Origin of the sequence: Arthrobacter alpinus, from assembly GCF_001445575.1 — a bacterium.
Classification (GTDB): domain Bacteria; phylum Actinomycetota; class Actinomycetes; order Actinomycetales; family Micrococcaceae; genus Specibacter; species Specibacter alpinus_C.
Genome location: NZ_CP013200.1, coordinates 520,568 through 532,189 on the forward strand (window position 1 = coordinate 520,568; position 11,622 = coordinate 532,189).

11 protein-coding genes are annotated in these 11,622 nt (G+C 59.6%); 3 read left to right on the forward strand and 8 right to left on the reverse strand.

Annotated features, from left to right (window positions below; genetic code table 11):
• The first annotated feature begins 15 nt into the window (after nucleotides 1-15).
• Nucleotides 16-2,376 carry a heavy metal translocating P-type ATPase gene (locus tag AS189_RS02220; protein WP_062286035.1) on the forward strand — a complete coding sequence of 787 codons (2,361 nt, stop codon included), beginning with the start codon at nucleotides 16-18 and terminating at the stop codon, nucleotides 2,374-2,376.
• On the opposite strand, the gene AS189_RS02225 is transcribed toward AS189_RS02220, so the two are convergent.
• Nucleotides 2,350-3,411, reverse strand: coding sequence for an EamA family transporter (locus tag AS189_RS02225; protein ID WP_062286036.1), 1,062 nt, complete (start codon nucleotides 3,409-3,411; stop codon nucleotides 2,350-2,352). The genes AS189_RS02220 and AS189_RS02225 overlap by 27 nt on opposite strands.
• A gap of 72 nt (nucleotides 3,412-3,483) precedes the next feature.
• On the opposite strand from AS189_RS02225, the gene AS189_RS02230 reads away from it, so the two are divergent.
• Nucleotides 3,484-4,056, forward strand: coding sequence for a CGNR zinc finger domain-containing protein (locus AS189_RS02230; protein ID WP_062286038.1), 573 nt, complete (start codon nucleotides 3,484-3,486; stop codon nucleotides 4,054-4,056).
• 73 nt (nucleotides 4,057-4,129) lie between these two features.
• Here the strand turns inward: AS189_RS02230 and AS189_RS02235 are convergent, their stop codons facing one another.
• The 5 genes from AS189_RS02235 to AS189_RS02255 all read right to left on the reverse strand — a co-directional run bounded on the left by AS189_RS02235 (nucleotide 4,130) and on the right by AS189_RS02255 (nucleotide 9,296).
• A complete protein-coding gene (locus AS189_RS02235; protein WP_424581519.1) occupies nucleotides 4,130-4,921 on the reverse strand; it encodes a carbohydrate ABC transporter permease in 792 nt (263 codons plus the stop codon).
• Between the two features lie 98 nt (nucleotides 4,922-5,019).
• Complete coding sequence (locus AS189_RS02240; RefSeq protein ID WP_082634473.1) at nucleotides 5,020-5,919, reverse strand: carbohydrate ABC transporter permease; 900 nt, start codon at nucleotides 5,917-5,919, stop codon at nucleotides 5,020-5,022.
• 92 nt (nucleotides 5,920-6,011) lie between these two features.
• Entirely contained in the window at nucleotides 6,012-7,427 is a 1,416-nt protein-coding gene (ngcE, locus tag AS189_RS02245; RefSeq protein WP_062286043.1) for an N-acetylglucosamine/diacetylchitobiose ABC transporter substrate-binding protein, read from the reverse strand.
• 140 nt (nucleotides 7,428-7,567) lie between these two features.
• Nucleotides 7,568-8,332, reverse strand: a complete 765-nt coding sequence (locus AS189_RS02250) for a sugar isomerase domain-containing protein (protein WP_062292776.1) — start codon at nucleotides 8,330-8,332, stop codon at nucleotides 7,568-7,570.
• Nucleotides 8,325-9,296 carry a MurR/RpiR family transcriptional regulator gene (locus tag AS189_RS02255; RefSeq protein ID WP_062286045.1) on the reverse strand — a complete coding sequence of 324 codons (972 nt, stop codon included), beginning with the start codon at nucleotides 9,294-9,296 and terminating at the stop codon, nucleotides 8,325-8,327. Before AS189_RS02255 ends, AS189_RS02250 begins: the two co-directional genes overlap by 8 nt.
• A gap of 92 nt (nucleotides 9,297-9,388) precedes the next feature.
• On the opposite strand from AS189_RS02255, the gene AS189_RS02260 reads away from it, so the two are divergent.
• A complete protein-coding gene (locus AS189_RS02260; protein ID WP_062286047.1) occupies nucleotides 9,389-10,507 on the forward strand; it encodes an N-acetylglucosamine kinase in 1,119 nt (372 codons plus the stop codon).
• Between the two features lie 72 nt (nucleotides 10,508-10,579).
• On the opposite strand, the gene AS189_RS02265 is transcribed toward AS189_RS02260, so the two are convergent.
• Nucleotides 10,580-10,939: a hypothetical protein gene (locus AS189_RS02265; protein ID WP_062286049.1), complete on the reverse strand. Its 360-nt coding sequence runs from the start codon at nucleotides 10,937-10,939 to the stop codon at nucleotides 10,580-10,582.
• Nucleotides 10,940-11,013: 74 nt separating this feature from the next.
• Nucleotides 11,014-11,622, reverse strand: coding sequence for a hypothetical protein (locus AS189_RS02270; RefSeq protein WP_129587125.1), 609 nt, complete (start codon nucleotides 11,620-11,622; stop codon nucleotides 11,014-11,016).

Genomic DNA, 11,622 nt, shown 5'->3' on the forward strand with positions numbered 1-11,622 from the left:
AGTTTAAGGAGCGCCATGAGCGCCTCAGATATCTTGTCCCCACTCGCCACACCCGGCCCCCGCATGGTCGAAATCGATATCGAAGGCATGACCTGCGCCTCGTGCGTCAGCCGGGTTGAGCGCAAGTTGGGCAAACTCGAAGGCGTCAGCGCTTCCGTGAATCTCCCGCTGGAAACAGCTACGGTAACGGTCCCCGCCGGCATATCCGACCAACAAATCATCGACACCGTCAAGGCCACCGGCTACAAGGCGCGCCTGAAGAATCCCTCCGCCCCCTCCGCCATGAAGCACGACGCCGGACACCCCCTCCCACACGCCCCCCACCCGGGTGCCGCCAAGGAAGGCGAAAACCACCTCGCGCCGGAGCACGCGGAGCACTCCGCCCACTCCGACCACGGCAGTCATGAGGATCACATGGCCCACGGCGGCACCGCGGCAACCCTGCGGCCGCGCCTGATCCTAGCCGCTATCCTGACCATCCCGGTCTTCTTGGTTTCCATGTTCCCGGCTTTGCAATTCCCGCACTGGGGCTGGGTTGCCGGCATCCTGACGCTGCCCGTGGTGACATGGGCGGCCTGGCCGTTCCACCGCGCGGCAGCCATCAACGCCCGCCATTTCGCCTCCACGATGGACACCCTGGTCTCCATCGGCGTCAGCGCAGCGTTCTTGTTTTCAGCCGTGGAACTCGGGCTGAACCCCATGATGACTGCGCACGGCAGTGCCATGGCGGGCCACGCGCCCCTCTACTTTGAGGTGTCCGCCGTGGTGGTCACGTTCCTCTTGCTGGGCCGCTACTTGGAAGCGAAGGCCAAGGCCAAAGCTGGCGACGCACTCAAGGCCCTGCTGAGTCTGGGCGCCAAGGAAGCCACCGTGCTCCGCAACGGCGTTGAGGTCAAAATTCCGGCAGCCGAGCTCGCCATGGATGAAATCTTCGTGGTCCGCCCCGGCGAGAAAATCGCCACGGACGGCGTGGTCACTGACGGCGCATCCGCCGTCGACACCTCGCTGATCACCGGCGAATCAATGCCGGTTGAGGTTGCACCAGGAGATACCGTCACGGGTGCCACGATCAATACCTCCGGCCGCCTCTTGGTCAAGGCCACCCGCATCGGGAGCGAAACCACGCTCGCCCAGATGGGCAAGCTGGTCAGCGCCGCGCAGGCAAGCAAGGCCCCGATTGCCCGGCTGGCGGACCGGATCAGCTCCGTCTTTGTGCCTATTGTGCTCCTCATTGCCGTCATCACCTTCGCCCTTTGGCTGGTTTTGAGCGGCGACATCCAAGCTGCCTTCACGGCCGCCGTGGCCGTTCTGATCATCGCCTGCCCCTGCGCCCTGGGTCTGGCTACTCCTGTCGGCCTGCTCACGGGAACCGGCCGGGCCGCCCAACTGGGCATCCTCATCAAGGGCCCGCAGGTCCTCGAGGACACCCGCACGGTGGACACCATTGTTCTGGACAAGACTGGCACCGTCACCGAGGGCCGCCTGTCAGTGGTCGACGTCGTTCCGCTCACCCAGGTGCCGGCCGCCGAACTCCTGCGCCTGGCCGGGGCCGTGGAATCCCACAGCGAACACCCCATTGCCCACGCCATCACGGCGCATGCCCGCGAGGCCGGGGAGCTCCCCCAGCTCAGCGATTTCATTTCCGCACCGGGCGGCGGTGTCCGCGCCATCATCGAGGGCCGTACCGTGCTGGCAGGGCGGGCAGGCTGGCTGGAGGAAAACGGCGTCGAACTTTCCGATGAGGCAAGGGCTGAACTGGCAGCGCAGCAGCAGCGCGGCACCACCGCCATTTGGGTCGCGGTGGCCGGTGAGGCCGCCGGGCTGATCGCCCTCAAGGACACCATCAAGGCTGGGTCGAAGGATGCCATTGCCAAGCTCAAGGAACTCGGGCTGCGCCCCATCCTACTGACCGGCGACAACGCTGCCGTGGCAATCCAAGTGGCGGCTGCTGTGGGCATCAGCGCCGAGGATGTCTTTGCCGATGTCCTGCCCGAAGGAAAAGTGGAAGCGGTCAAGAAGCTGCAGGCCGCTGGTGCCACGGTGGCAATGGCGGGCGACGGCGTGAATGACGCTCCCGCGCTAGCTCAGGCAGACCTGGGCATCGCCATGGGCTCCGGCACTGACGTGGCCATCGAGGCCGCAGATCTGACGGTCATGGGCAGCGATTTGAGCCAGGTAGCCACCGCTATCGCGCTGTCTCGCAAGACCTTGGGAACCATTAAGACGAATCTATTCTGGGCCTTCTTCTACAACGCTATCGGGATCCCGGTGGCAGCGTTCGGTCTCTTGAACCCTATGATCGCAGGAGCCGCCATGGCCGCCAGCTCTGTGCTGGTGGTGGCGAACTCGCTACGACTGCGCCGCTTTGGCCGGTAAATCCGCCGGCAGCCCGTCAGGATCAGAACCAGCATCAGCATCAGCACCAAGGTCGACTACGTAGGATTGCCCCCGCCGGGGTGATCCGCGCAGTTCATCCAGCCGCACCAGCACCACGCCGCCCATGATGGCAAGACCACCCAAAAGTTGAATGATGCGGGGCATTTCGCCCAGCAGCAGCCAGGCCCATATCACGGCAAAAAGCACCTCGAATAGAGCCACAAATGACGCAACCTTGGAGCCAAGCCCCCGCGTTGCCACGATGCCCATGAGGTAGGCAAACACTGTGGTAACCAGCACCAGCCCCAAGACCGGGACCAGCCAATGCACCTGGCTGCCGGCAAACACGGGGTTGTTAAAGGTGAACGCCATAGGCAGAATTCCTACAGCCCCCAGCCCCACGATCAGTGCCGCACCCACCGCCATGCCGCCGCCAGCCATGAGAACTGGGGGGACGTTGTCGTCTGCCCTGGCGGACATCACGAAATAGACGGCCGAACACACCGCCGCAGCCAGCCCCCACAGCACGCCCTCGACACTGACCTTTTGGCTGCCCGCAAGATCGAGCACCAACACCAAACCGGTCATGGCGCACGCGGCACCAATGATGGTCAGCACGCGCGGCCGGTTCCGTGTGATGATCCATGCCCAGCCCACCAGCAGCACCGGCGAGAGGTATTCCAGCAGCAGCGCCACCCCCACCGACAAGTGCTGGACGGCGTTGAAGTAGAACAGCTGGCACAACGCAATAGGCACCACGCCGTAAATCGCGATCCGCCCCAAGGACCCCTTAACTTTGGGCCAGCACCGCACCAGCGTGATGATCACCGGAATCAGAAGGACAGCGGCGGCACCTCCAATGCGGACGGCCACAGCTGCTCCTGGAGACCATCCGACGTCAAAGAGCGACTTCGCGAAGGGTCCCGACAGCGCGAAAGCTGCCGCAGAAACAAGAGCCAACATGAGCGCAGGCGATGCCAACACAGTACGGGAGCCCGTTGCGGGTGCAGGGAAAGTGGCGGGTGAAGTTGTCATGGCAGATCCATTTGTCAGCAGTAAAAGGCGTTAGACTAATGACATTACGCTCGCCACTTGTCAGGAGTCAACATGGTCTTTAGTCATGACACGGAAATGGCGCTGCTCTCTGCCGTGAATTTGATCAATACCGGCCCCATTTCAGCTGCGGAGGACGGGTCCGCGGCCGGGCCGGATGGGCTGGAAACCGTGGCTGAGCTGGATGCCTTTGTAGTGCGCGAGCAGTATTCTGGATCCCGGACGCATACTGACGCGGAAGTCGCCGCGGTGCGCGGGATACGCCAGGAACTCCGCACCATTTTCACCTCGGACGAGGCAACGGCGGTGGATCTGGTCAACAGACTGCTCGCTCGGGCGCAGGCGCTACCCCAGCTGGTCAAGCATGATCAGTGGGATTGGCATCTCCATGCCACAGCACCCGCCGCACCACTTGCAGAGCGCATGGGGGTGGAGGCCGCCATGGCGTTGGTTGATGTCATTCGCAGCAAAGAACTGGCCCGGCTGAAGGTATGTGCCGCCCCGGATTGCTGCGCCGTGGTGATCGATCTGTCCAAGAACCGTTCCCGGCGGTATTGCGATACCGGCAACTGCGGCAACCGTGCCCACGTGGCCGCATACCGGCGTCGCCAATCAACCCTTAAATAAAACCGAACGGTGAGTAGTTGCTAATGTTTGCCTGAAACACTAGCAACTACTCACCGTTCGACGAGGAAAAACTCTACTTCATGGTTCCTGCAGAAACCGAGCCCTGGAGCTGGCGCTGGAACAGGATGTACATGATCAGCACGGGCACAACCACAATGATGGCTGCTGCGAACAGTGCGCCGAAGTTGACGGCGTAACCCATCTGGCCGGCATAGGCGGCGATACCCTGCGAGAGTACGTAGTTGTTCCGGTTGGTGTTGATGGCTACAGGGATCAGGTACTGATTCCACAAACCAAGGAAGTTGAAAATGGCAACGGAGGCCAATCCAGGCTTGGCCATAGGCAGCATGACCTGGAAGAAAGTCCGCCATTCCCCAGCACCGTCAATCTGCGCAGCCTCAGCAATTTCGCTTGGCAAAGCTTTGAAGAAGGAGAACAGGAAGAACACGGTGAACGGGAGCGCGAACGCTACGTACACAATGATCAAACCTGGAAGAGTGTTCAGCAATCCGATGTTCTTCAAGATAAAGAACAGGGGAACAATGGCTAGGAAGACGGGGAATGTCAGACCGGCGAGCATCAGAATGTAGATGGCACGCGAGCCGGGGAACACGTAACGGGCCAAAACATAGGCGCACATGGCCCCGAGGACCATCACGATGACCAGCGCGAAGCCCACCACAATGACGGTGTTGAAGAAGTACTTGCCAATTCCGGCAGTTTGCCACGCCTCTACGTAGTTCTGGACCTGCCATTCAGCCGGCAAGGAGAACGGCGAGGCAAAGATTTCACTGGTCTTCTTGAAGGAAGACATGAGAGTCCAGGCAAGGGGAATCAGGACCAAGAGGGCCCAGAGGGAGAGCATGACGTGTGAGACGCCAGCTACAGTCTTGTCACCCTTGCTGTCTAATGCCTTGCGCTCCACATGGTCGTGCGGGGCTGTTTTAGTAAGTTTGAGGGACATTATTCAGACACATCCTTGCTGCCGCCAGTCAAACGGTTCACCAGGAATACCAGTGCCGAGAAAATCAAAGTAATAGCTGCCAGCACAACACCCATGGCGCATGCCAATCCGAACTGGTTCTTAGTAAACGCTGTGCTGAACAGCTTCTGGGACATCACCAGAGTGGAGTTTTCGGGCCCACCCGTGGAGTTCAAGACTGACATGTAGACAAACGCGTCAAGAGCCAAGATGCCCATGTAAACGTAGGCGGTCTGGATGTTGTCGCGAATGAGCGGGATCGTAATACTAATGGCGGTGCGAAAACGCCCAGCACCATCAATGCGGGCCGCTTCAAACGTTTCGGCCGGGATGCCCTTGATGGCGGCAATGAACAAGATCATGTAGAAGCCCACAAAGCCCCACACAATGACGAACATGGATGCAACCATGGCTGTGCGAGCATCGCCAAGCCACGGGTAATTTTCAAATCCGTTCAGCCCGATGCCTGTCAGAATGCCGTTGAGCAGGCCGTTGTCCGGGTTGAAAATCTGCTGCCAGATAATACCAATGACAACTGCAGGAATAACGTAAGGGAAGAAGGAGATGACGCGGTAGAAACCGGCACCCTTCATACCCTTAATCTGACCTCGACTACTGCCACCAATGGTGACAAGTGTGGCCAAAATCAAAGACAGAATGACAGTGATAACCGGAAGGAACACCGCCAGGACCACGCTATTGCGAACAGAGATCATAAAGATGTCGTCTTGAAATAGCTTGACGTAGTTAGCGAGCCCCACGAACGGCATATTGTTGTCGAAGCCGCCCCAGCTGGTCATGGAGTAGTACACCGCCTGCACGAAGGGCGAGATTACAAAGACCAGATAGATCGCCAAAGGCAGCCCCAGAAAGACTGCCATGAAGCTGATCTTGTCGAATGTCAGTTTTTTCCGGCGCCGCCGGGCGGTGGCGACAACGCCACCGCCCGATTGCACTTCATTTGTTACTTGAGTCACTTCACTTCAATCTTCTTGACAGAGTCGTCTTTTGCAACCTTGTCGGTGATTTCCTGCAGGGCCTTGGTGAGGCCTGCAGTATCCAACTTGCCATCCAGGAATGAGTTCCACGGAACCAGCTGGTCGGGGTTCATGCCGTAGGTGTCAACAAAGTTCCAGGTGAAAATGTCCTTGCCAGCCTTCTCCAGCATGGAGGTCTGGGACACCAACGCGGTGGATCCGAAGCCGTCAGCCGGGACGGTGCCCTTGACAACAGTGGGGGCCAACTTTGTCTTGGCGAAGTTGGTTGCTGCTTCCTTGGAAAGCATGGTGCGCAGCAGTTCCTTGCCGGCAGCAGCGTTTGCACCCTTGGTGGGGACAATGAAGGGCTCGCCACCTGCGGAGCGCACGCCCGTCTGGGCGATCTTCGGGCTTGCTGAAACAACGGGAACCGGAGCACCCGTCATCTCGAAGCCAGCCTTGGTCTGGTCCTTCATCTCGTTTTCAATCCAGGATCCGGACGGGTACAGCAGCGCGTCCTGACCGTTGGACCATGCGGCCTGGGCTGCGGTGAACACGGTACCGGAGCCACCGGGCTTGAACATGCCAGCCTTGACGATCTTTTCCATGGCGGTGAAGACGCTCTGGACAGCCGGCAGTGACCAGCAATCGGGCTTGAGGTTTTCAAGGGAGAGGCGCACTTCATCGCCACCTTCCTTGATGGCTGATTCAATGGCCATGGTCTGGTAGTAGGTTGCGGCTTCCTTGCCCCAGACGAACAGGAACTTGCCCTTCGCTTTGGCCTTGACGCCGAGATCGTAGGCCTCGTCCCAAGTGGTGGGTACGGTCCAGCTGTTCTCCTTGAACAGGCTGGCGGAGTACCACCAGGCGTACACGGTGAGTACGTAGTTGATGGCGGCGAGCTTGCCGTTAAAGGTGCCCGGCGCCAGGACGCCGTCGAACAGGGTGCCGGCAATCTTTTCACCTTCGAGGTTATTGGAGTCAATAACGCTCTGCAGATCCTCGAGCTGGTCCAGGATGGTGCTGAAGCCAATCGACTTGGCACCGGAGTTATCGATCAAGTCCGGCGGGGTCCCGCCAGCAAAGCGAGGCTGCATTTCCTGAGCAATGTCTGTGGAGGGGTTGATGCTGACTTCCAGCTCGGGGAAGTTCTTCTTGACGATGGCGCCAGCGAAATCTACATAATCAATGCCGTAACCACCCTTGAAGATGACCGCATCGAGCTTGCCGGTAGCGGCTACACCAAACGGGTTCTTCGTGGGATCGACGTCGCCACCAGGGGCAGCGGACTTTTCAGGTGTGCCGCCGCCTGCGCAGGAAGCGAGTGCCCCGCCCAGGGGCAAGAGCACGGCGGTGGCCAGGGCGCCGCGAAGGAATCCGCGACGCTGCAACGGCTTGTTCTGAATACTCATTTTTTACTGCCTTCCATTGATGGTACGAGCGTTAAATCGGTACTAGTCTGCACTTTGGTAGTTCGGTTACTGCATTTCACTGCAATTCACTTGGCTGACTTCACGCGTTGTAGCTGGCGTCAACTACGTGGCTATTGGAATCACGCCTCTCGCCTGAGCCGGCCAACGTACTGGCCCACTAGTGCGGTATTGTGTTCGTCCCCGCCCGGGATATTTGCCGAAATATAGATAGGCGGTTTCTTCCCCGCACGGATCAGGCATTGGACTGTCTCGATGGTCAGCAGCTGTGCAATATAAGCAGCTGTGATCGATGAGACAGCACCAACACCTCCTCCGCCGGAAACTTCGAGGGTGGTATCACCAAAAGGCGCCCTGTTATCGATAACAATATCTGCGATCTCGCTGAGTCGCAGCCCGGAAGGGTGCTTTGCTTCGACAGCATTGGTGTGTTCGAGGCTGGTGACCGCAATCACCGTGTGCCCACGCTCCTTGGCGGCGAGCGCCAACCCGACAATGGAACCATTGACACCGGAATTGGAGGCAATGAGGAAGATGTCACGCGGATCCACCAGAGATAACTTGAAAAGTTCCTCGGCAACCCCGGTGTCCCGCTCCAGCACTGATCCCTCCAAGGAGTCCAGTGCCGAAACATCGCGATCGCCATGGAGTACCAGATCGCGCAAGGCAATCTTGCTGGTCGGGATCAGCCCGCCGGCGCGGCCGGCGATTTCCATGGCGAACGCCTCAGAGTGCCCGGTACCGAAGGATTGGATGACCCCGCCATTATTGAGCGTGTCCGCCATGGCCGCTGCTGCCTCGGCTACGCCACCGGCCAGCGCCCATTCAGTAATGACATCAAGACGAGAGGAAACTTCAAGGCTGTATGCCGTAATTGCATCAGACATGCCCATCACCCTTTCCACTGTTACGCAGCGCCCTGTTGGCACTGGACTCGATCCGGGCAGCCCGGGTGGGGCGACGATGCGGAGAGACGGCCATGGCGGAGGCTGCTAATTTCGAGGTGGTCTGGGCAAAATTTACCTGGGCCACCAGTAAGTAGATCAAGTCCAGAACCAGCAACTGAACATGCTTGGCGGATAGGTCATCCGGCTGCAGGAACTGCTCATGGACCGAGGTGATGATTGATTCATCAGCACTTTCTGCCAGCGGCGATCCCGGATTGTTGCTCAGCGCAATGGTCAGCGCACCGGCCTCGCCTGCTTCACGTAGCATCTGCAGGGTTTCTTCGGTGCGGCCGGTGTTTGAAATTCCAATGGCCACCGAGTTGGTGTCCTGAATGGCCGCGCTGGTCAGACCTGCATGAACCTCGGACCAGTGGTGAGCGTTGATACCAATGCGGTAGAGGCGCGATTGCAATTCCTTGGCCATCACGGCACTGCCACCAATTCCGTAAATATCTACATGGGAGCTCATGGCGATGCGACGGGCAATCTTGTTCATCAAGGCCAGATCCATAACCGCAGCCGTTTCCTCCAGCGAACGCGTGTGCGCATTCACCAGCGTGCTCAGCACGTCGCGGGGGGAATCATCTGGACCAAAAGCCCGGCCAATGTCAGCCTTCCAGGATTCGCGGGCATCGCTGCGGCCAAGGTCCGACGCAATGCTGACCCGGAAAGGCACGTATCCTGCATAGCCCAGCAGCCGGCAGAACCTGGTCACGGTTGCAGGGGAAGTCTTGGTTTGCTCCGCAAGTTCCATAATGGAGAGCTCCAAGGGTGCCTGCGGGTGCTCCAAGAGAAACGAGCCAATTTTTGCCATGGCCGCCGGCATGTCAGGTAGCTTGGCCTGAATGCGGTTCACGACACCGGCAGCAGAGACCACCGCGGGAGGAGTCGTGGAGGCTGACATGTGAAAATCCGTTTCTTTTAGGTGATTACATAATGAAAACTATTATCACCATGGATGTAAGTCAAGTCACACCCAGACACAGAATGGTAACGATGCACAACTACCTTGCAATTGACGCCGGAGGCACCTCCACGAGGGCCGTTCTTTTGGACTCCTCAGGCCACTGCTTTGGCTATGGCACAGCGGGCGCTGGAAACCCGGTTTCCCGGGGATTTCCGGCCGCTGTTGAGTCACTGTGGCAAGCATCGAGCAACGCCCTAGGGGGTACCCCTCGGACTATCTCCCAGGCACTGCTGGCCATGGCCGGCGCATCCATGGAATTGCCAACACATTTGTTCCGTGAGCGCTTCATGACGCTGGGCCTGACCGGAAATGTCATGATTGAATCTGATTTATTGGCCGCGTTTTACTCTGGAACCCATCAAGATGATGGGTGTGCGTTGATAGCCGGAACCGGTGCCGTGGGCGCCCGAATCGCTCACGCGCAACTAGTGGCGGTGACCGACGGCATGGGATGGCTGTTGGGCGATAACGGTTCGGGATTCTGGCTGGGTCAGCAGGTGGCGCGGGCAGTGGCTGCCGCGCTAGATGGCAGAGGTCGGCCCACCGTGCTGACAGAACTCTTGCTGGCTGAACTCGACATACCGCTGGACTCTTCGCAACGGAGCCAGGGCCGCTTGCGCGCCCAACAGCAATTAATCCTCAAGACGTACCAGCTGAGTCCCGTCGAGCTCTCGCGTTTTGCCCCACTGGTCTTTGCAGCCACTCAGGATGCTGTGGCTGGTGAGATTGTGGATGAGGCCGCACGGTATTTGGCCCAGACGCTTTTGGCCGTCGCAGGCAACACTGTGGACGGCCGAGCTGATGTCCCGGCTGCGGGAGCGGTGGGCGGCGAAAGTGGGACGACGCGGAGCAGAGCAGAGCTCGCCAAGCAACCGCTCATCTTTGGCGGCAGCGTCTTGACGAAGGGCGGGACGGTGGCGGCCGCGGTCATGGAGCAACTGGCTTCGGACAGGTCCGGTAGGAGCACGAGCTCTGGCACGGCGGCCATTCCCGGCATGAACGCTGAACCCACACTGGCGGCCAGCCCCGTGCTCGTCGAAGACGGTGTAGTGGGAGCCGCCGTCCTGGCGCTCAAACGCAACGGCATCACGGTGGATGCGGCTATCTTTGCCCGCGTTCAGGACAGCCTGGCAGCTCTACGCCAGTGATCGCGGGAATGCAGAGCTGAGAGCTGCAGCTCTAGTCGAGCTACTGAGCTACTGAGCTACTGAGCTACTGAGCTACTGAGCAGATTCTTCGCCGGAGGCTTCAGAGGAATTCTTAGCTTCTGCAGACTTGCGCGCCGCCTCGGCTGCCTGAGCCAGCCGATCGGAGGACTTACGGTATACGCCCGATCCCTCACTAAGGGAGGCATCATTTTCCTTGTGACCCATGACTAGCAGTGAGGAAATCAGAAGCGCAGCAACGAAGGCGATGCCAACGGCAATGCCGGCAAGGTCCCAGCGAAGGCCATACTGCGTTCCTCCAGAGGAAAAGACCAAGGTTAGAATGCCAGCAATGAGGGCCAGGGCAGCGGAAAAGCCGAGGGGAAGCTTGATGGAATTGGCTGACTTGGGGTTCTTCGGCTCTTCACTGCCCACGATTGGTCCTTTGCTTTGGTCGGTGTGTCGCGCACCACGCGTTTCTACGCAAAGTAGAACATCTTACTGTTAGTTTACTGGGCTTTTGGATTGCTGCCATCATGGCGCAGTGTCAGGGCCGACAACATCCAGAGGGCACCTGTCATCAGGGCCCCGCCACCAGCCACACCCATCAAGGCATGAGGTCCAGCCGTAGCGTAGAAAGGCAGCAAAATACCCGTTCCCAGTCCCACTACCCCGGATATCCGCCAGTCGCTTGTGAGAACCAGTTTCTTCTCGGTGCCAGCCGCCGGCTTTCGCAGCCCTGCGATCAGCTCCGACGCGCCAAGGAAGGCCAGTGCCACGCCACCTAGCCAAGCGGCCATCGCGGTGTTGGCTGAAATCGCGACGACCACGCCACCTACGGCCAGAATCCCGGCGGCCCCCTGAAGCACAAATCTGCGGTTATCGCCGGCTGGTAACGCCAAAGTACGCACCACCGCATACTGCGTCGCTGCTGAGGCAAGGAAATAGGCGCCAAGGGTCAGGCTCAGACCCAGGGGTCCGGGCGCTGCCCAGAAGACCGTGGTGAGGCCGAAAGCCAGCGTGACAAGCGCCCGCAACAGCACCGGCCGCCACACTAGGTGGCGTACCGAAATTGAAAGTCTGGGCTGGGCAGGCTGGGGAAGGGCAGTTTCACTCAC